Here is a 20,193-nt window from a genome sequence, read left to right on the forward strand (position 1 = left end):
CGCCCCGCGCTCAGGCCACCGGCGCGGGCTTCTGCGGGGCCGGATCGGCGTAGGCGGCGGCCACCGTCGCCCGGTCGAAGACCCGCCACGTCGCGGCGATCACCGCGACCGCCACGACGAAACCGACCCAGTACGGGGCGGTGATGCCGAACCGGGCCGCCACCACGCCACCGAGCAGCGCGCCGACGCAGTTGCCGCCCGCCGCGACGAACAACGTGGTGCTGCCGACCCGGCCCATCAACGCCGGCGGCGTGAGCCGCTGCCGAAGCGAGTTCGCCACGATGTTCCACAGCGCGCTGTGCGCCCCGAACGCGAACAGCGCGAACCCGACCACGACCGCGCTGCGGGACGCGGCGAGCGCCAGGTGCAGTCCCGCCTCGACCAGCAGCCCCGTCCGCACCGTCCAGGTGGGCGTGATCGCGGCGATCAGCCGGTCCCCCACCAGCGAGCCGAGCACCCCGCCCACCGCCATGCAGGTGAACAACGCGCCGTAGCCGACCGAGCCGAGGCCCAGCCGCTCCCCGGCGAGCAGGACCAGCACCGCCACCGCGGCGGTGAGCGTGACGTTGAGCAGGCCGATCAGCACGGTCATGGTGCGCAGCAGCCGCTGCCGCCACAGCCAGCGGAACCCCTCCGCGACCTCCGCCCGTACCGACCGCCGCTCGTCCGGCGCCGGCCCGGCACGGTACGTCCCGGCGAGCAACCCCACCAGGACGGCGCTGAGCGCGTACGTGCCGGCGTTGAGCGCGAACGGCAGCGACGCCGCCAGCACGAACAGGAACCCGCCGAGCGGGCCGGCGATCATGTTCTGCATCACCTGGGTGCCGCCGCCCAGCCAGCCGTTGGCGCGTTCCAGCATCGAGCGCGGCACCACCGCCGGCAGCACCGCCTGCGCGGCGGTCCGGAACACCACCTCGCCGGTGTTCACCACGAACAGCACCGCGTAGAGCAGAGCGATCCCGGCCCGGTCGGCGAGCATCGCCACCGCCAGCACGACCAGCGCGGCGACCCGCACCCAGTCGATGACCACCATCAGCCACCGCCGGTCCACCCGGTCCGCCAGCACGCCACCGGGTAGCGCGAACAGCAACCACGGCAGCCACGACACCGCCGCCCCGGCCGACACCACCAGCGGATCGTCGGTGATCGACGCCACGTACAGCGGCGCCGCCACCGTCGCCATCCCACTTCCCAATGCGGACAGCGTGCTCGCCGTCCACAGTCGGGCGAAGCGCCCGCCCAGCCGTTCCCCCGTCACGGCGAGGCAACCTACCAGCGGCGACGTACGTGGCCGACCGGTTTATCCGGGGCGGCGGGAGTTGAGGCGGGCCGCCTGCCGGTTCAGGTGGTCGCGTTCGGCCAGGCTGGGCGCGCGACGGGCCGCCTCCGCGTACAACGCGGCCGCCCGGTCCGGGTCGCCGTCGCGTTCGTGCAGGTACGCGACCACCGCCGTGTACCGGGGCAGCGTGTCGTCAAGCGCCGCGAGCGCCGCCAGCCCGGCGCGCGGGCCGTCCGCCTCGCCGACCGCGACCGCCCGGTTGAGCCGGGCGATCGGGTTGCCGGTCAGGCGCACCAGCTCGTCGTACCACTCGACGATCTGCACCCAGTCGGTCTCCGCGGCGGTGGGCGCGTCCGCGTGCAGTGCCGCGATCGCGGCCTGGGCCTGGAACTCGCCGAGCCGGTCGCGGGACAGCGCGGTCTGCAGGATGCCCACGCCCTCGGCGATCAGCGTGGTGTCCCACCGGCTGCGGTCCTGCTCGGCCAGCGGCACCAGGCTGCCGTCGGGCGCGGTCCGGCCGGCCCGGCGGGCGTGGTGCAGCAGCATGAGCGCGAGCAGCCCGGCCACCTCGGGATGGTCGATCGCGGCGGCGAGTTGGCGGGTGAGCCGGATTGCCTCGGCGGCCAGGTCCACGTCGCCGGAGTAGCCCTCGTTGAACACCAGGTACAGCACGCGCAGCACGGTGGCGACGTCACCGGGCTGGTCGAGGCGAACCCCGGAGACGGTGCGCTTGGCCCGGCTGATCCGCTGCGCCATGGTGGCCTCCGGCACCAGGTACGCCTGCGCGATCTGCCGGGTGGTGAGCCCGCCGACGGCGCGCAGCGTCAACGCGACGGCCGACGACGGGCTCAGCGACGGATGCGCGCAGAGGAAGTAGAGCCGCAGCGTGTCGTCCACGGCGGGCACCGGGCCGGGCGGCGGCTCTTCCTCGATCAGGTCCTCCCGTCGGCGCCGGGCGGCGTCGGCGCGGACCGCGTCCAGGAACCGCCGCCACGCCACTGTGACCAGCCAGCCCAACGGGTCGCGGGGCGGGTCGGCCGGCCAGACACGCAGCGCCTCGATCAGCGCGTCCTGTACGGCGTCCTCGGCCGCCGCGAAGTCGGCTCCGCGGCGGACGAGGACACCGAGCACGCCCGGGATGAGGCTGCGCAGCGCGACCTCGTCCATCGGACGGGTCACTCGGTGATGGTGGGCGGTGCGGTCAGGAACGGACGCAGCTCCAGCCACTCGTGGATCGGCTTGCCGCCCTGCCCCGGCGCGGCCGACAGCTCGGCGGCCAGTTCGAGCGCTCGCTCGTAGCTGTCCACGTCGATCACCATCCAGCCGGCGATGAGGTCCTTCGTCTCGGCGAACGGACCGTCGGTGACCGGGGGGCGTCCCTCGCCGTCGTAGCGGACGAACGTGCCCTCCGGGGCGAGCGCCTGACCGTCGACGTACTCGCCGCTCTCCTGCAGCCGCGCCGCGAACTCCTGCATGTAGGTCACGTGCGCGGAGATCTCCTCCGGCGTCCACTTGTCGATCATCGGCATGTCGGTGACCGGGGTGGGGCCGCCACGGTAGTGCTTCAGGAGCAGGTACTTCATGAGTGTCTCCTCGTGCAGTGGTGCGGCCCATTCTGGCCGCGTTCACTCCGGGGACGACGCTGCCCGTCCGTTCTCGACATCGGTGGCGGAGAAATTTCCGGGTGCCTGGCCGCACGTCCCGTAGGGCGTCCTAGGAGGCTAGTTCTCCAGGAGGCCCCGGGCCGGCCGCCCCCCGTCGCGGCGGCCCGGGGCCGCCCGTCACCCGGCGGCGGTCCACCGCAGGCCGGTGATCAGCACCGCGCCCGCGACCAGGTGCAGCGCCACGAGCGTCAGCGTCGCCGCCCCGCCCACTCCCCCGCCGAGCGGCCCGAGGAGGGAAACCAGCAGCACCACGGCCGCGACCACCGTCCAGGCGGTCCGGGCCCGGGCGGTCAGCCGCTCCAGCAGGGCCAGCAGCGCCCAGCCGGCCAGCCCGGCGAGCAGCGCGCTCACCACCACGGCCACCGGCGTCACCCGCTGGTCGGTCGAGCCGGTACGCGCGACCAGCTCCACGCCGGCCACCGGCACCGCAAGAACCCAGCCCAGCAGCGCGGCGGCGGACGCCGCGAGCACGGTGAGCAGACGGTCCCGGCGGCGATTCGGGCGGGTGGCGACGGTCGGGATCGTGGTCTCCATCGGTGACTCCTCCACTTCGGGACGACTACCGGGGACGCTAGGTCCGGCGGGCCGCCGCGCGGATCGGGCCGCGGAGCGGTTCCCGGCTCGGTCCCCGGACCGAGCACCGGCCCGGATCTCCGTCTGGCGACCGATGAGAAGCGGCGACCCGGCGGCCTAGCATCCGGACATGAGGTGCGCGTCCCGGACCCGGTTCCTGCTGCTGCTCGACGGCGGCATCGCCACCGTCAGCCTCGCCGTGTGCCTGCTCGCGCTGCTGGCCTCCGACGCCGGCCCGGACACGACCGGCGGGACCGCCGTCGCGGTCGGCCTCGCCGTCGCGCAGGCCAGCTGTCTGCTGTGGATCCGGCGCCACCCGGGGTACGCCCTCACCGTCGCCGCGCTGGCGGGCGTCGGCCTGGAGGCGCTCTGCCCGCAGCTCGGCTGGCTCGGCCTGGTCGCCATCCCGATGGCGTACGTGGCCCGGCTGCGCCCACCGCGCTACTCGCTCGTCGCGCTCGGTCTGCTGATGGCGCCCACGCCGTGGAAGCTGCTCACCGGCGGCTGGCGGGACCTGCTGCTGGCGGTGATCGCACTGGACCTGGCGTGGGCGCTCGGCGAGTTGCAGCGCGGCCAGGCGCAGCGGCGCTGCGAACGCGAACGGCAAGTCCGCGCGGCCGAACGGGAGCGCATCTCCCGGGAGCTGCACGACGTGGTCGCGCACCACGTCGCGGTCATCGCCGTGCAGGCCGCCGCCGCCGAGGACGTCTTCGACGAGCAGCCGGAGCAGGCCCGCGCCGCGCTCGCCGCGATCGACACAGCGGCCCGGTCGGCGCTCACCGAGCTGCGGGCCATGCTGCACGCGCTCGCCCTCGACGACGGATCCGATCCGGACGGACCGCAGCCGGGACTGGCACAGCTCGACGCGCTCGCCGACGCGGTACGGGCGGTCGGCCTGCCGGTCACGCTGCGGCGCGACGGCGACGGCGAGGCGCTGCCCGGCGGGGTGCAGCTGTCGGCGTACCGGATCGTGCAGGAGTCGCTGACGAACGCGCTGCGCCACGGGCACGCCACCCGTGCCGACGTCGACGTCCGCTACGGCGACGGGGTGCTGCGGCTGGAGGTCGTCAACGACGGCCCGGCACCCGCCCGCCGGCCCGGTACGTCCACCGGGCGCGGCATCGTCGGCATGCGGGAGCGGGCCCGGCTGCTCGGCGGCACGCTCGACGCCGGCCCGCTGCCGGCCGGCGGATTCCGGGTCCACGCGCGGTTTCCGGTCGGGGCGGACCGGTGACCGTGCGGGTGGTGGTCGCCGACGACCAGGAGCTGATCCGCGCCGGGCTGCGCACCGTCCTCGACGCGCGCCCCGACCTGAGCGTGGTCGGCGAGGCCGCCGACGGCGTCGAGGCCGTCGAGGTAGCGACCCGCACGAAGCCGGACGTGGTGCTGATGGACGTGCGGATGCCCCGCCGCGACGGCATCGCCGCCACCCGCGACCTGGTGGCCGCCGGCAACCCGGCCCGGGTGGTCATGCTCACCACGTTCGACCTGGACGAGCACGTCTACGCCGCGCTGCGCGCCGGGGCGAGCGCGTTCCTGCTCAAGGACACCCGCCCGGCCGACCTCGCCGAGGCGGTACGCGTGGTGGCCCGGGGCGAGGCGCTGCTCGCGCCGACGGTGACCCGGCGGCTGCTGGACCGGTACGCCGACCGGCTGCCCGCGGCCACGCCTGCCGGTGACGCGCTCGCCGTGCTGACCGCCCGCGAACGGGAGGTGCTGACGCTCACCGCGCGGGCACTGTCCAATGCGGAGATCGCCGCCCGGCTGCACCTGAGCACCGCCACCGTGAAGACACACGTGTCGGCGATCCTGGCCAAGCTGGGCCTGCGCGACCGGATCCAGGCGGTGGTGCTCGCGTACGACACCGGCCTGGTCCGGCCGGAGCCGCCGGCCCGGTAGGGCGAACCGGACAGCGGCCCCAGACGCGGCGAAGCGGGACGGCACGCCGTCCGGCCTGGCCCGGCATGTCCACCCTCCGGTGGCGGCAGGGAGCACACCGGACGGCAACGAAGATTTCTCAATTACCCCCAGTGACCGCCGCAACCCTCCTAGTGTTGGCCACACCGGTGCTCGTCACGGAGTTGGCCACCCGAACGACGTCCCACGCCTACAGCGGACGAAAAGTGAGGGAAGACGCGGATGAAGGCACAGTCATTTCTCGGATCGGCGGCGTTCGGCGTGGGCCTCGGCGCACTGCTGCTCCCGGCCGCCGCGCTGGCGGACACCAGAGTTTCACCCGCCACCACCCCGGTCGGCGGCACCGTCGTGCTGACCACCACGTGCAACCCGAACGCCGGTGACGCGATCTTCCGGGTCACCGGCCCGGACCGGGACCAGAACGTCCGGTCCACCACGGCGGCCGCGGGCGGTGGCCTGAGCGCCGAACTGTTCACCGCCGGGTTCACGCTCGGCACGTACACCGTGGCCACCACGTGCGGCGACGGCAGCGACGGCGGCAGCGCCACGTTCACCGTCACGCCGATCGGCGGCGCGCAGGCCGGTGGCGGCGGACGCGACGGCGACACCGGAGTGCTGATCGCCGGTGGCGTCCTGGCCGCCGGGGCGCTCGCCGGCGGCGCGTACGCGGTCATCCGCCGCCGCCGCGCGGACGCCGCAGCCTGAGAAGCACGCCGAGCGGTCCGCCCGCGCCGGATGCTCCGGCGCGGGCGCCGCGTCCCCGTCGAACGGAGGTGGGATGCTGTCGGAGTCGCAGCGCCGCTCGCGCCTGCACACCGCCGTCCTGGTCACCGCCGTCACCGTCGCCGCCGCCACCGGCACCGGGCTGGTCTCGGCCGGGCTCGGCACCACGTCGGCGTCACCACCGCAGCCCGGCGCCTCCGCCGCGCCCGCCACCGAACGCCCCGGTACGGCCGGCCCGCCGCTCCCCCGGTCCACGCCGGTGCGGGTCACCGTCCCGCGCATCGGCGTCGACGCCGAGATCGTCCCGGTCGCCACCGACGCGGACGGTGCGCTCGAGGTGCCGCCGCTGGAACGCCCCGAGGTCACCGGCTGGTACCACCCCGGTCCCGCCCCCGGCCAGGCCGGCAACGCGGTGCTGGTCGGGCACGTCGACTCGCAGCACGGCCCGGCGGTCTTCTTCGACCTCGGCCGGCTGCGCCCCGGCGACACGATCCGGGTGCTGCGGGCCGACGGGCGCACCGCGACGTTCACAGTGGACGGCGTCGGGGCGTACCCGAAGGAGCGCTTCCCCACCGCGCGGGTCTACGGCGGCGACGCGGCGGCGCGGCTCCGGTTGATCACGTGCGGCGGGCGGTTCGACCCGGGTACCGGCAGCTACCCGGACAACATCGTCGTCTTCGCCACCGCGACCCGGTGAGGCTCAGCGCGCCAGGTCGGCCAGTTCCGCGCCGAGCAGGTCCGCCAGCAGCTCCACCCGGCCCGGGTCGTTGTCGGCGGTGATGTTGCGGCTGGGCATCTCGACGGTCATCAGCAGGTAGAGATACAGCCGGTAGAGCCCGAGCCGCCGCCGCGCCTCGGCGTCCAGCGGGAACGGCGCCGCCTCGCGGTAGGCGCGTACCAGTGGTTCGTCCGGCTCGTCCTCGGCGCGGCGGAACAGCAGCGGTGACACCAGGTCCATCAGCGGGTCGCCCCACAGGTACCGTTCGCCGTCGACCAGGCCGCTCAGGCGCGGCGTGCCGTCCGGCCCGTCGACGGCGAGCACGTTCCCGGCCCAGCCGTCGAAGTGCAGCAGCGCCGGGCGGTCGACCGCGTCGAGCACCGCCGCGTGCCGCGCCACCAGCTCCCGGATCCGGGACGCCGGCACCGGCAGCGGCACCGCCCAGTCCGCGGCGTCGGCGAGCATGTCGTCCACCATGGCCGTGTAGGCGTCCCGCCACGTGGCGCCGGAGGCCCGGTCGCCGTCGTAGCCGTACCGCCCGCCGGTCACCGTGTGCAGCGCGGCGAGCGCGCGGCCGAACTCCGCGCGCAGCGGTCCGACGTCCGCGCCGGCCTGGCTCAGGTCCCAGAGGGTACGACCTGGTAGCCGCGCCATGAGCAGCCAGTCACCCAGTTCGGGGTGGCGGCCGTGGTGCAGCAGCTCCGGCGTGGGCACCCCCGGTGCGCGGTCGGCCACCAGGCGCAGGTAGTGCGCCTCCGCGCCGATCATGTCGCGCTCGTAGCGCAGCAGCGGTACGTGCGGCGGCGGACCGACCTTGAGCACCACGTCGCGGCCGTCGGTGAGGCGTACCTGCCAGACGGCGGCGAAGCCGCCCCCGGTCAGCGGGCCGCAGTCGGCCACCTCGGCGCCGGGCCCGAGCGAGGCGGCGAGGTAGCGGCGGACCTGCGCGGGATCGAGAACCCGCTGGGTGGGACTCACACTCATGGTCGAGGAAGCCTACTGGGTTGAGGTGTAAGGAGGGGCCCCCTGTTAACGCCTCCGGTAGAGGAAGGGCCCCTTGTTAACACCTCTCCGCAGCTTGGGAGAATCGTGGCATGGCGAGACGGGGTGAACGGTCGGCGGCCTGCCCGTGCGGCACCGGCCGGCCGTACGCGGACTGTTGCGCCCCGGTCCACCGGGGCGAGGCGACGGCGGCGACCGCGGAGGCGCTGATGCGGTCCCGGTTCAGCGCGTTCGCGCGCGGCGACGCCGCCTACCTGCGGCACAGCTGGCACTCCACCACACGCCCGGAGCGGCTGGAGCTGGACCCGGGCACCCGCTGGACCCGGCTGGAGATCGTGGAGACCAGGCAGGGCGGCCTGTTCGACAGCACCGGGACGGTCCGGTTCCGGGCGCACTACCGCGAGGACGGCCGGGCGGGCGTGCTGGCCGAGCACAGCCGCTTCGCCCGCGAGAACGGCCGCTGGGTCTACCTGGACGCGTCGCCCGAGTGACGCCTCCCCGGCGCCGACGCGGTGCAGCGCTCGCGGCGGGTGTTAAGAAGGGGCCCTTCCTCTACCGGAGGCGTTAACAAGGGGCCCTTCCTTACACCTAAGCGGGGCGCGGGGTGGGCTGGGCCAGCTCGGCGATCTCGCGCGGCAGCTGGGACAGCGCCCGGTTGAACTGGGCCGGCCCGACCACCCGGTGCAGCGCCTGCAACACCGCCCGGGCGCCGCGCTCGGCGTCGGACGGCGTCGCGCCGGAGCGCTCGGCGACCCGGCGCAGGAACTCGTCGTACCCGAAGACCTCGGGATCTTCGACCCGGGCGCGGGCCAGCAGCGGACGCAACTCGTGCGCGAGGTGCGCGGACAGGTCGTCGGCCTCGCCGCCGCTGATCCGTTCGGCGAGCGTGCGCAGCGTCGCCTCGGTCAGCGCGCGGGCCGTCTCCACCGGCACGCCGGCGCGGGCGGACACCCGCGCGTAGAACTCGGGTTCGGCCATCGTCGGTCCTCCCGTCGCAACGGCAGCGTGGCTACCCGCCGCCGGCCGCGGCAAACACGGCCGCGAGCGCCACCGTTCCGGACGGACACGGCCGCGAGCGCCACCCGTCCAGGTGGGCACGGGCCGCGAGCGCCACAGGTCCGGGCGAACGCCGTCTCAGGCCAGGGCCCGCGCCGCCGAGACGATCGCGCCGACGCCGATGCCGGCCCGGTCGAGCTGCTGGGCGGGGGTGCCGGAGCCGGGCAGCCCGCGTACCGCCAGGTGGTTGACCCGGGCGGGTTCGCCCAGGTCGGCGAGCGCCTCCAGCACCGCGGAGCCCAGGCCGCCCTCCGGGTAGTGGTCCTCGACCACGACGAGCCGCCCGCCGGTCTCCACGACGGCTTCGGCCAGGCGCTGCCGGTCCACCGGCTTGATCGAGTACATGTCGATCACGCGCGCGTCGATGCCCTCGCGGGTCAGCTCGTCGGCGGCGGCGAGGCACAGGTGCACGGTCACGCCGGTGCCGAGCAGCGCCACGTCGCCGCCGTCGCGCACCATCCGGCTGCCGCCGATCGGGAACGGCTCGGTGTCGTCGTAGAGCACCGGGTACTTGCCGCGCGTCGTCCGCAGGTAGGTCACACCCGGGTGGTCGGGCATCTGGGCGACCAGGGCCGCGCAGGAGACCGCGTCGGCCGGGCAGAGCACCGTGGAGCCGGGCACCGCGCGCAGCGCCGCGATGTCCTCCAGCCCCATCTGGGACGGGCCGTCCGGGCCGATCTCCACTCCGGCGTGCGAGCCGACGAGCGCGATGTCGGCCCGGGACACCCCGGCCATCCGGATGAAGTCGTAGGCCCGGGACCAGAACGCGGCGAACGTCGCCGCGAACGGCCGGTAGCCGCGGACCGCCATGCCGACCGCCGCGGCGGCGAGCTGCTGTTCGGCGATGAACATCTGGAAGAACCGATCCGGGTACGCGGTGGCGAAGTACTCCGCCCGCGTGGAGTCGCTGACCTCGCCGTCGAGCGCGACCACGTCGGGCCGGGCGGCGCCGAGGGCGCGCAGCGCGTCGCCGTACGCGTCCCGCGTGGCGGCCTTCGCCCCGCGCTCGTATCGCGGCAGTTCCGGCTCTCCGTGCTCGGCCGGGGCGGTGCGCGGCGCGGCCGGTGGTTTCGGGCCGGCGACCCGGATCCGCCGGGGGCCGCCCAGCGCCCGGACGGCCCGGTCGGCCAGCTCCGGGTCGAACGGTTTGCCGTGCCAGGAGGGGTCGTTCTCCACCTCGGGCACGCCCTTGCCCTTGACCGTGCGGGCCAGCACCACAGTCGGCCCGGTCGTCTCGCGGGCCTGCCCGTACGCCTCGTCGATCGCGCCCAGGTCGTGGCCGTCGACCACGATCGCGTGGCAGCCGAACGCCTCGACGCGCCGCCGGTAGGTGTCCAGGTCCCACTGCAGTTCGGTGGGGCCGCGCTGGCCGAACCGGTTGACGTCCACGATCGTGGTGAGGTTGCGCAGCCCGTAGTGGCCTGCCTTGTCCAGCGCCTCCCACACCGACCCTTCGGCGGTCTCGCTGTCGCCGCAGAGCACCCAGACGTGCGCGGGTGACCGGTCGAGGTACTGGGCGGCCAGCGCCACCCCGACGCCGACCGGCAGGCCCTGCCCGAGCGAGCCGGTTGCCACGTCCACCCAGGGCAGCACCGGCGTCGGGTGCCCCTGCAGGCGCGATCCGGTCTGCCGGTACGTCTCCAGCAGTTCCTGCTCGCTGATCGCGCCGGTGGCGCGGAACACCGCGTACAGCAGGGGGGAGGCGTGGCCCTTGGAGAAGATCAGGTGGTCGTTGCCGGGGTTACCCGGGTAGGACCAGTCGTAGCGCAGGTGCCGGGCGACGAGCACGGCGAGCAGGTCGGCGGCGGACAGGCTGGACGTGGGGTGCCCGGAGCCTGCCGCCGTGCTGCACCGGATGGCGTCCACCCGCAGTTGGGCGGCCAGCTCCGCCAGCCCGGTCTGCTCCTCGTCGCGCAGCGTGCGCTCTGCTTCCAACGTCACCGCGATCGTCTCCCGGGGTCGCCGATGTCCGGACCCACGCTAGGACGCGAGCGCGACCATTGGTCCCCTTTCTGGCGATTCATGCTCGACCGGTGAGGAGCCAGAGCGCCACCAGCACGTACGGCAGCACCGCGAACGCGAAGGCAGCCGCGTTTCCGACCGCACCGGCGAGCAGCCCGTACCCGGCGTAGAAGGCGACGACGGTCAGGTCGGTGGCCATCCCGGCCAGCGACGTGACGGTGGCCCGGGCCGACCCGGCGATCCGGGCCTGGAGCCACACGTCGGCGAGCACGGTGGCCAGCTGGAACGCGGCGAACGCCGCTGCCAGCAGCAGGAACCCCGCCGGGTGCCGCAGCAGCGCCCCGGCCGCCGTCGCCCCGGCCGCGAACACCAGCAGGCCGGCGTAGCCGCGGTGGGACAGCCGCTCGCCCAGCGGCGCGAGCAGCCCGCCCACCGTCATGCCGGCCCAGACCAGCAGGAGCAGCAGCGGTACGCCCACCTCCGCCGTGCCGGTGTCGGCGGCCAGCAGCCCGGTGTACTCGTCCAGCCCACCCCAGATCGCGGTCACCGCCGCGACCAGCAGCACGGCGGCACGGACGCGGCGGTCGGCGCGTACCTCGCGCAGGCCCAGGCGCAGGCTGTCCAGCCAGCCGGGCTCGCCGGCACCCTGCTCGTCCCCCGGGGCGGCACCCGCGGGCGCGACGCTCGGCAGCGCCGGGACGGGTGGCGGGCGGTGTTCCGGGAAGCGGGCCGCGACGGCCGCCGCCAGCAGGCAGGTCGCCACGCTCGCCGCGCCGACCGCGAGGTAGCCGCCGAGCGCGTACACCGGCCCGGCGAGCACCCCGGAACCGACCGCGCCGAGCACCTCGGCGGTGCGGGCCCGGCCGATCAGCCGGGCGTACCTGTCGGCCGCGCCGAGGCGTCCCAGCTCGGTGAAGACGAGCGCCTCCAGCGCGCCGGAGCGCAGCGCGCCACCGGCGCCCCAGAGCAGGAAGCCCACGGCGAACGCCGGATAGGACGGCAGCAGCACCCAGAGCGCGAACCCGGCGGCGGCGAGCAGCGGTGCCAGGCACAGCAGCAGACGGCGCGACACCGCGTCCGCCCACACGCCGGAGGGCACCTCCAGCACGATGCCGGCGGCCGCCCAGAGCACGAACAGTGAGGAGATCTGCCCGACCGACAAGCCGGTGTCGGCGAACAGGAGCACGTAGAGCGGGTAGAGCAGGACGAGGTCGGTGAGGAACGCGTACCCGTAGAGCGTCGCCGCCAGACGGCGGGTCGCTGGTACGCGGGCAGGTGCGACGAGCATGGAACCTTCCACGGGACGTGACGGACACCGGTCGGAATGCACGGCGTCCGCGGCGGCCCGCGGCCTCGTCGCTCAGGTGGGCATCAACATCGCCAGGTCATGCCGGAATCCTATCCGCCGCGCGGCGCCCGGGTGGTCCCGCGACGGACACGAAGCGGGGCGGGACCGTGCGGTCCCGCCCCGGTTCGTCGCGGCTGTCGGGTCAGCGGCGGAACTTCTCCACGTCGGCCTGCGGGATGACCATGGTGGCCTCGCTGTCCGTTGCCTGCTCGGCCGTCGGCTGGCGCGGCGTGGTCGGCTGGGTGCGCTCGGAGTCGGCGTACGCCGGAATGTGCTGCGTCGCCTCCGCGCCCGCCTGCGGCGGCACCGGCTCGGTGGCGTCCGCGGCGGCCGTGGCCGCCGGGGTGCCCTGGTACGCGGGCACCGGCTGGGTGCGGTCCGCCTCGGCGTCGCGGCTCACCGGCTGGGTCAGCTCCGAGTCCGCGTACGGGCCGGCGGCGGCGAGGCGGGCCTCGACGTCACGCCGCCCGGCCTGGTACGCGCGGGCGTGGGCGGCGATGGTGCGCGACTCCTCCTCGGCCCGGGTCAGCCAGTTCTCCCAGCGGCTCTGCATCGGCCGGACCAGCCCGCCGCCGACGCCGACGACCAGGATGCCGCCCACGGTGGCGAGCACCGCGATCAGCACCGGGGTGGTGACGGTGGTGGCGACGCCGATCTGGTTGAGCGCGGCGATGACACCCAGGCCCAGGATGAACACGGAGGCGAGGTTGGCCAGCACCCGGCCGTACGAGAGGCCGCCGAGCGCGCTGGAGATGATGTCCTTGACCGCGCGGGCGATGGCCGCGGCGACCACCACGATGACGATGGCGACGAACGCCCGGGGCAGCCAGGCGATCACGCCGGCGATCAGGTCGGAGATGGGGTTCGGGCCCCAGATGCCGAACGCGAGCTGCAGCGTGACCAGCAGCACGCCGTAGTAGGCCAGCTTCGCGACGATGTCGCTGGCGTCGTACTTCGAGCGGGCCAGCGCGGTCTTGATCCCGCCGCGCTCGACGGCCCGGTCGAAGTGGACCCGCTCCAGCACCTTGTCCACGAGCTTGAGCACGGCCTTGGCGATCAGCCAGCCGACGATCAGGATCGCGACGAACGCGACCGCCTTGGGCAGGAACAGCATCACCGATCGGAACGCGTCGCCCACCGCGTCCCCGAAGTTGTCTCTCATCGAAGGGCCTCCACGTGCGTGGTCCAGGTTTGTTCGGGTGGGGCTACCCGGACCCGCGCGCGGGGAAACGCGGTCAGCCGCCGGGGCAGCGGTAGACGACGCGGGTGCTGGCCTGCGCCGTCGACGGTTCGATGATGTTGACGGTGGCGATCCCGGTGGTCGTACCGACGCCGGTGAACGTCCACTTGAGGGTGAGCGCCGCGGTCTGCTGTCCGCCGCCGACCCGTTCGGTGAGCACGGCGCCGGGCGGCGCGTCGGAGCGGAACCACTGGTACCGGATCGTCCCGCCGCGTCCGTTGGTACGCACGGTGGCCACCACGTCGACAGTCACGTCGCAGGCGACACCCGCCGGCCGGGGCACCGCGACGGTGACCCCCTCAACCTCCAGCGGGCGCAACCGCTGCCACAGGTAGAGACCGACCGCCAGCAACAGCACCACGGTGAGCAACGTGGAGAGCACCGAGACGACGCGACGCCAGACCGGGCGCGGGCGGATCGGGGGTGCGGTGGGCCAGGGCGGCGCGGGCGGCGGCGCCGCCGGCACGCCCGGTCCGAAGCGCAGCTCGCCGCCCGGCGCCGGGACGCCACTCACCGCCCGCGCCTGGCCGGTCCGATCCGGGTACGCCCCGGCGCCGGTCGCCGCCGTCCCGGTGGGGTGGCCTTGATGGGGTACGCCGGTGGGCTGCCAGGAGGCGGTCGGCTGCCACGACGCGGTCGGCTCGGCGCCGGGGCGCTGGGGCGGTTCCGCGCTCGGACGCGGGTAGACGGTGGCCTGCCCGGTCACGTTTCCCGCGGGAGGGCGCATGTGGACGGTCGCCTCCCCCGCAGCCTGGTCCGGAGCCGCGCGCAGGTTCACCGTCGGCTCCCCTGCCGCACCCTCCGGTGCCGGACGGGACGACGCTGCGGCCTCCTCGGCTCTGCCGTCCGGGGTGGGACGCAGGGCCACCGTCGGCTCCGCCGCCGCGCTGTCCGGCGCCGGAGGGAGATGGACGGTCGCCTCGCCCGCGTCGTCCGCCCGGCCCGGCCGCAGGTGCACGGTCGGCTCGGCATCGGGCGGCGTCGGCGTGACCGAGGCGGATAGGTCCGCGGTGCGGTCGTCGGGGATCGCGGTCAGGTGGACCGTGGGTTCGGCGGCGGATGGCTGGTCCGCCACCGGCCCGGGGAGGTGGACGGTGGGCTCGGCGGCGTCCGCGTCACCGGTGATCGGCAGGGCACGGGTGGGCAGCGCCTCGGTCGGTTCGTCGGGACGGGTCACGCCGGCCGTCCCGGGGACGGGCTGCGGTGCGGGGCAGCGGGCACTGTCGTACTCCTAGCCGGGGGTGCAGTCGTGGTAGAGCGTCACGTACACCGGTGACGCCGAGGTGGTCGTGTTGCCGGCGGCGTCGGCGGCGGTGACCCGGACGGGGATGCGGACGCTGCGCCTGGGTGTGGACAGCGGGCCGAGCGTGCCGGTGAACAGCCCGCGCCCGGCGGCGGCCATCCGGACCGTGCCGGTGGCGCCGTCGAGGGTGTAGCCGAACGTGACGGTGAGCGCGGCCGGACCGCTGCGGTCGTCGGTGACGGCGGCGGTGACGGTGCTGGTCTTGGCGCCGTAGGGGCAGCCCTTCGGGTCCAGTTCACCCGGGTCGGCGCGGACGCCGTCCACGACCGGCGCGGTCACGTCCGGCGGCGGCGCGCTGGTGCTCGGGGACGCGCTGGGGGTGGGCGAGCCGGTACGGGTCGGCGTCCCGGTCGGGTCGGGGGTGTCCGGCGGCGTGGGCGGTGGTGGCGCGGCGGACGCGGTGGGCGGGGCGGGTGTCGGTGACGGGCTCGGCGTCTCGGCGCCGGTCGGGTCCGGTGTGGGTGCGCCGGTGATGGCGGGAGCGGCGCTCGCCGGGCCGGCGGTGGACGTGCCGTCGTGGGCGGCGTAGCTGTAGCCGGCGCCCCCGGCCAGGACGGCGGCGGCCACGGCGCCGGCGGCCAGGGCGGTACGGGTGCGGCCCTTGCGGAACCGTCCGCCCCGGCCGGTGGTGGTCGTGCCGAGTTCGGTGTGCGCGACGGCGGTGGCGCCCTCGGCCCGGTCCGGGAACGGCCACAGCGCGGCCAGCAGCACTGCCCGCCGGGCCAGCTCGCGCAGCCCTCGTTCCTGCCATTGCGGGCCGTAGCCGGTGCCGGCGACCTGTTCCAGCAGCGCCAGGAACGCCTCGGCGGACGGCGGCCGCTCGTCGGGGCGTTTGGCCATGCCGTGGCGCAGCAGGTCGTGCACCGGCGGGGGTGCCGCCTCGGCGGGGATCGGCGCGCTGGCGTGCTGGTCGCGCAGGGAGAGCAGGTCCGGTCCCTGGTACGGGGGCCGGCCGGTGAGGCACTCGAAGAACGTGGCGGTGGCGGCGTAGATGTCGCACGCCGGGGCCGCCGGGGCGCCGGTCCACTGCTCGGGGGCCATGTAGCGGGGTGTGCCGGACACCGTGGTGTCGGAGCCCTGACCGATCGGCATGGCGATGCCGAAGTCGGCGAGTTTGCTCAGCCCGGCGCCGGTGACCAGGACGTTCTCCGGCTTGTAGTCGCGGTGCACGACACCGTGGGCGTGCGCGGCGGCCAGGCCGGCGAGCGAGCCCTTGAGGACGCAGAGCGCGGCCTCCGGCGTGGTCGGGCCGTGTTCGCGCAGCATCTGGCGCAGCGAGACGCCGTCGACCAGTTCCATCACGATGGCCGCGCCGTGCGGGCTCTCCACGTACTCGTAGAGGCGGCTGACGTGCGGGTCGTCGATCTCGCCGAGGAGCCGGGCCTCGGCGCGGAACGCGGTCCGGAACGCCGAGTCCTCGCCCAGGTCGCGGACCAGGTACTTGATCGCGACGGGGGTGCCGGTCGGGTCGTGGGTGGCGAGCACGACGCTGCCCGACGCGCCGGCGCCGAGCCGGCGGACCGGTGTGTATCCGGACAGTTCCCAGCCGCTCATGCGACAGACTCCACGGCGTCCCACGGGCGGATGTCGGACGCCGCCTCGCTCGTCATTCTCACCGTGGCGCGGCCGCCGGCCATCGCCGCAACGGCTGCTTCCGGTCGCCGGTCGGCGGCCGGGCGCTCGCGCGGCACGGCGCGGCGCGGCATGTGGTCGGTATCGGACACACCGCCACGAGTACCAGGCCCCGGCAACCGCCCCCACCTCGTCGATCATGAAGTTGACAGGAACAAAAAGGACAGACATCGCCGCCAACTTCATGATCTACAAGAGGGAGCGGGGGCGCGGGTCAGAAGCGGCGGGGTGGGGGGATTCCGGCCGGTGGCGGGGTGCGCAGCAGCCAGACGGGGTTGCTCGCGCCGACTATCTCGCCGTCGCGGTCGCGGATCTGGGTGCGGACGTACTTGCCGGCGCCGACGCGCACCGGCAGGTCGTGCCAGCCCTGCCGCAACCGCCGCCAGGGCACCTGGTCGACCCGGACCGCCGGTGTCGGGTCCGCGACACCGGCCCGGTCGACCTCACCGGTGACCGTCTCCAGCGTGGCCCCGGCGGGCAGGTCGGTGGCGCGCAGCCGCATGGTGACGGTGTCCTCGGTGAGCACGGCGAGCGCGCCCATCGCGCTGCGGCCACCCAGTTCCAGGTCCAGCGCGCCCCGGTAGCCGGCCAGGTCGGCGAACCACGCCTGACCGGCACGCAGCGCCGCGACCAGGTCGTCCCGGCCGGTCGAGGCCGCCCACACCGAGGTGACGTTGCGGTCCCGGCCGGCCCGCCAGTCCGTGCCGTCGTGGTCGTCGGTGACCCCGACCGCGGTCAGCGGGATCGCGTTGCGGGCCGCCACGTCGTACGCCCAGAGGTGGTCCTCGACCGGCCGGCGTCCGATCTCGATCAGGTCGACGCCGAGCGCGTCGCGGCTGACCAGCAGGCGGGCCAGGGATTCCCGGCGTTCGGTGTCCAGCGGGTGGTTCCAGCACACCACGCCGCCGTGCGCGTGCAGGAACTCCACCATCCGTTCGGTGGCGTCGACGTCGTTGTCCCGGTACGGCGGGGACGGGAAGCGCGGCAGCGTGCCGTCGCCGCCGAACCAGTTGAGGTGGCGCACCATCGACACCTCGTACGCGCGGTGGTGGGTGACGCCGGGGTACGCGCCGTCGTAGCCGCGCAGCACCTCGGCGCGCAGTTCCTCGCCCGCCTGGCCGGCGCGGCGGGCGCGGTCGAAGACGAGCCGGTCCACCAGGTACGCGCCGCGCGTGCCACCGGCCGCTGTCACGCCGAGGCGCAGCCCGCGCAGCGAGTTGTCCCCGGCGACGATGTCGGGCCAGAGCCGCCGCACGTCGGCGAGCAGGTCGAACGTGTGCCGCCGCCAGGCGCTGGCCGGGGCGGGCAGTTCGACGGTGCCGTGGCGGCCGTCCACCGTGTGCCGGACCGTGTCCACGCCGCCGAGGCGGTAGCGCAGCACGAGTTGCCCGGCGGGCCGGCCGGGTCCGGCCGGGTGGTGCGACAGCGCGAGTTCCATGGTGAGCGTGGCGTCCCGGCCGGCCGCTTCGGGGCGTACGTCGAGGTGCAGTGTGGTGTCGGAGATGTTGGCGGTGTGCGTCCAGTTCCATGCCTTGCCCGCGTACCAGTGGGTGCCGGAACCGGCGGCGACCAGGCGCAGCGCGCGGCCCGGGCCGTCGGGGGCGTCCGGCGCGTCGACGAAGTCGGCGGCCGAGCCGGTCAGCCGTCCCTCGGTGGCGGGCTGCCAGGTCCAGGCCAGGCCGCCTTCGCGTTCCTCCGGGCCGTCGAAGTGGACGACCCGGCGGTGGTCGTGGGCGGCGACCCGGAAGTCGTGGTCGGTCCACCAGAGCACGTCGACGCCGTTGCGGCGGGCCTGGTCGAGGTGGGCGGCGTAGCTGGCGACGCCCTCGCTGAACGAGGCGTGCAGGTGCATCGCCATGCTGATCGGTCGACGGCCGCGCGGCGGGGGCGGCGGCGGGTCGTTCGTGGCGGCCAGCCCGACCGGCACGCCGATCCCGGCGACCACCAGCCCGCCTGCGGCCACGAGCACGCTACGCCGGTCCAGCCGCCCGCGACCCGCCATGCCTCTCCCCCATCCGCCGGGGCCAGCGTACGGGCGGACGGTCAGCGCGGGGGCACTGCCACCCGGGCGGCGAGCGGGCGCCCGGCCAGCCGCCGGATCGTCAGGTACGCCTCGCAGCCGAGGCAGAGCCCGAACGCCGCGTTGAGGAAGGCCGCGGCGAGCGCGGCGCCGGTGGCGGCGAGGCCGAGCGCGGGCAGACCGGTGCGGAGAACTGGAGCAGCGTGACCTCGCCGGGGCGTACGCCGAGGGTGGTGAGGGTGGCCCGGTGCGGCGCGTCGGTGGCCGATGGGCGCTTCCGGACGGCGCGTAGCCGCCCGTCGTGGCGGCGGCGCCACCAGCCGAAGGCGGTGGCGGCCGCGAGCACCGCGACGAGCACGACGATCCCGGTCAGGCTGGGCGACTGCACCGGCCCAGGCTGTCACGGCGGATCACGGAAGACCATGGTCTGTCCCGGTCAGCGGACGTGAGATCGCCTACTCCGGCGATAGGAACGGCCGAGGAACGTCGCTTTTGTCCTCTGGCGCGACGCGCGAGCTTGGCAATATTCTCCACCACGCGCTCAGTTGCTGCAGTTCCTTTACATCGCCCGGCGCCGGCCGGGCCATCGAGGAGGCGAGATGCACTTCGACCACCCCGAACTGGACCGCCGAACGCTGCTGCGGGCCGGCTTCGGCGCCGCGGCGGTCGCGGTCGTCGGGAGCGAGCTCGCCCTGCCGGCCGCCGCGCAGGCCGCACCGGGCGCGGACCTCGACTGGATCATCAGCTGCGACGAGTGGGCCGCCCGCCCGCCGGCCGACCCGCTGTCGGTCAGCGCGATCCCGACCAACAAGATCATCGTGCACCACATGGCGTTCCCGAACGTCACGGACTACTCCGAGGAGCACGCCAAGCAGCTCGCCCGCGACTGCCAGGACCTGCACATGGACGGCAACGGCTGGTCCGACACCGGGCAGCACTTCACGGTGAGCCGCGGCGGTCACGTCCTGGAGGGACGGCACGGCAGCCTGGACCGGCTGCGCGCCGGAGACCGGCAGATGATCGCCGCGCACTGCCCGGGCGAGAACGGGCGGGCCATCGGCATCGAGAACGAGGGCACCTACGTCACCGAGGCGCCGCCGGAGGAGTTGCTCGACTCCCTCGTACGGCTGTGCACCGCGATCTGCCGGCAGTACGGGCTGCACGCCCACGACATCTTCGGCCACTGGGACTTCCGGGCCACGCTCTGCCCGGGCGCGATGTTCTACCGGGAGTTCCCGGCGCTGCGCCGCGCGGTGTTCAAGCAGCTCGGCACCAAACTCGGCGACGTGCCGGCCCGCCGCTGGCCGGACATCTGGCGGTTCGTCGGCGGCCCGGTGGTCCAGGTCGCCCAGCGCCTGCTCGCGTTCCGCGGCTACATCGTGCCGGTCACCGGCGTGTTCGACGCGGCCACCGTCGCGGCGGTGCAGGACTGGCAGGCGCGCAACGCCATCCCGGTCGACATCGACGCCACGCTGACCGCGCCGACCTGGGAGACCCTGGCTCCGGAGCTGGACCAGAAGTCGTCCGGCGTCCCGGTGGCCGCCGCGCAGTTCATGCTCGCCTCCAAGGGCTACGCCGAGGTGACCGAGACCGGCGAGTACGACCACGCCACCCGCACGGCGGTGAAGGACCTCCAGCGCCTGCACGGACTACCGCCCAACGGCAAGATCAGCACCACCACATGGTGCGCGCTGGTGGGGGGTGTGGTGCGCCAGTCGTTCCACAAGCACTGACGGCGCACCGGCGGGGAGAGCGG

General features: G+C 74.9%; 19 protein-coding genes. 6 read left to right on the forward strand and 13 right to left on the reverse strand.

The window, feature by feature from the left end; all coding sequences use genetic code 11:
• Positions 1-10: 10 nt before the first annotated feature.
• The 4 genes from ACQP26_RS16220 to ACQP26_RS16235 form a co-directional block, all read right to left on the reverse strand.
• Positions 11-1,258 carry an MFS transporter gene (locus ACQP26_RS16220; protein WP_269705938.1) on the reverse strand — a complete coding sequence of 416 codons (1,248 nt, stop codon included), beginning with the start codon at positions 1,256-1,258 and terminating at the stop codon, positions 11-13.
• A gap of 42 nt (positions 1,259-1,300) precedes the next feature.
• Positions 1,301-2,446: an RNA polymerase sigma factor gene (locus tag ACQP26_RS16225; RefSeq protein ID WP_433496151.1), complete on the reverse strand. Its 1,146-nt coding sequence runs from the start codon at positions 2,444-2,446 to the stop codon at positions 1,301-1,303.
• A gap of 8 nt (positions 2,447-2,454) precedes the next feature.
• Positions 2,455-2,862: a YciI family protein gene (locus ACQP26_RS16230; protein WP_269705936.1), complete on the reverse strand. Its 408-nt coding sequence runs from the start codon at positions 2,860-2,862 to the stop codon at positions 2,455-2,457.
• A 198-nt stretch (positions 2,863-3,060) separates the two neighbouring features.
• On the reverse strand, positions 3,061-3,477 hold the full coding sequence (locus tag ACQP26_RS16235; protein ID WP_433493250.1) for a DUF6069 family protein: 417 nt from the start codon (positions 3,475-3,477) through the stop codon (positions 3,061-3,063).
• A 169-nt stretch (positions 3,478-3,646) separates the two neighbouring features.
• Here ACQP26_RS16235 and ACQP26_RS16240 point away from each other — a divergent pair, with 169 nt between their 5' ends.
• From ACQP26_RS16240 to ACQP26_RS16255, 4 genes are all read left to right on the forward strand, one after another.
• Entirely contained in the window at positions 3,647-4,750 is a 1,104-nt protein-coding gene (locus tag ACQP26_RS16240) for a sensor histidine kinase (RefSeq protein ID WP_433493251.1), read from the forward strand.
• Positions 4,747-5,415, forward strand: coding sequence for a response regulator (locus ACQP26_RS16245; protein WP_433493252.1), 669 nt, complete (start codon positions 4,747-4,749; stop codon positions 5,413-5,415). Before ACQP26_RS16240 ends, ACQP26_RS16245 begins: the two co-directional genes overlap by 4 nt.
• A 240-nt stretch (positions 5,416-5,655) precedes the next feature.
• A complete protein-coding gene (locus ACQP26_RS16250; protein ID WP_013286444.1) occupies positions 5,656-6,138 on the forward strand; it encodes a hypothetical protein in 483 nt (160 codons plus the stop codon).
• A 73-nt stretch (positions 6,139-6,211) separates the two neighbouring features.
• A complete protein-coding gene (locus tag ACQP26_RS16255; RefSeq protein WP_269705928.1) occupies positions 6,212-6,853 on the forward strand; it encodes a class F sortase in 642 nt (213 codons plus the stop codon).
• A 3-nt stretch (positions 6,854-6,856) separates the two neighbouring features.
• Here the strand turns inward: ACQP26_RS16255 and ACQP26_RS16260 are convergent, their stop codons facing one another.
• Positions 6,857-7,858 (reverse strand): phosphotransferase family protein, encoded by a 1,002-nt coding sequence (locus ACQP26_RS16260; protein ID WP_433493253.1) that lies wholly within the window; start codon positions 7,856-7,858, stop codon positions 6,857-6,859.
• 110 nt (positions 7,859-7,968) lie between these two features.
• Here ACQP26_RS16260 and ACQP26_RS16265 point away from each other — a divergent pair, with 110 nt between their 5' ends.
• A complete protein-coding gene (locus ACQP26_RS16265; RefSeq protein WP_433493254.1) occupies positions 7,969-8,367 on the forward strand; it encodes a YchJ family protein in 399 nt (132 codons plus the stop codon).
• A 97-nt stretch (positions 8,368-8,464) separates the two neighbouring features.
• Here the strand turns inward: ACQP26_RS16265 and ACQP26_RS16270 are convergent, their stop codons facing one another.
• The 8 genes from ACQP26_RS16270 to ACQP26_RS16305 all read right to left on the reverse strand — a co-directional run bounded on the left by ACQP26_RS16270 (position 8,465) and on the right by ACQP26_RS16305 (position 18,841).
• Positions 8,465-8,854 carry a DUF2267 domain-containing protein gene (locus ACQP26_RS16270; protein WP_281577764.1) on the reverse strand — a complete coding sequence of 130 codons (390 nt, stop codon included), beginning with the start codon at positions 8,852-8,854 and terminating at the stop codon, positions 8,465-8,467.
• Positions 8,855-9,010: 156 nt separating this feature from the next.
• Complete coding sequence (locus ACQP26_RS16275; RefSeq protein WP_433493255.1) at positions 9,011-10,873, reverse strand: transketolase; 1,863 nt, start codon at positions 10,871-10,873, stop codon at positions 9,011-9,013.
• 79 nt (positions 10,874-10,952) lie between these two features.
• The gene (locus ACQP26_RS16280; protein WP_433493256.1) at positions 10,953-12,182 is read right to left on the reverse strand and encodes an MFS transporter; all 1,230 of its coding nucleotides are present in this window, start codon (positions 12,180-12,182) and stop codon (positions 10,953-10,955) included.
• Positions 12,183-12,384: 202 nt separating this feature from the next.
• Entirely contained in the window at positions 12,385-13,404 is a 1,020-nt protein-coding gene (locus ACQP26_RS16285; protein ID WP_433493257.1) for a mechanosensitive ion channel family protein, read from the reverse strand.
• A gap of 73 nt (positions 13,405-13,477) precedes the next feature.
• Positions 13,478-14,659, reverse strand: a complete 1,182-nt coding sequence (locus ACQP26_RS16290) for a hypothetical protein (RefSeq protein ID WP_433493258.1) — start codon at positions 14,657-14,659, stop codon at positions 13,478-13,480.
• Between the two features lie 54 nt (positions 14,660-14,713).
• Positions 14,714-16,339: a serine/threonine-protein kinase gene (locus ACQP26_RS16295; protein ID WP_433493259.1), complete on the reverse strand. Its 1,626-nt coding sequence runs from the start codon at positions 16,337-16,339 to the stop codon at positions 14,714-14,716.
• 292 nt (positions 16,340-16,631) lie between these two features.
• Positions 16,632-18,419, reverse strand: a complete 1,788-nt coding sequence (locus tag ACQP26_RS16300) for a hypothetical protein (RefSeq protein WP_433493260.1) — start codon at positions 18,417-18,419, stop codon at positions 16,632-16,634.
• Between the two features lie 41 nt (positions 18,420-18,460).
• A complete protein-coding gene (locus ACQP26_RS16305; protein ID WP_433493261.1) occupies positions 18,461-18,841 on the reverse strand; it encodes a DUF4395 family protein in 381 nt (126 codons plus the stop codon).
• Between the two features lie 195 nt (positions 18,842-19,036).
• Here ACQP26_RS16305 and ACQP26_RS16310 point away from each other — a divergent pair, with 195 nt between their 5' ends.
• Positions 19,037-20,170, forward strand: coding sequence for a peptidoglycan recognition protein family protein (locus tag ACQP26_RS16310; protein ID WP_281577759.1), 1,134 nt, complete (start codon positions 19,037-19,039; stop codon positions 20,168-20,170).
• Positions 20,171-20,193: the final 23 nt, after the last annotated feature.

It is taken from the genome of Micromonospora sp. CA-248089 (assembly GCF_050948515.1).
Classification (GTDB): domain Bacteria; phylum Actinomycetota; class Actinomycetes; order Mycobacteriales; family Micromonosporaceae; genus Micromonospora.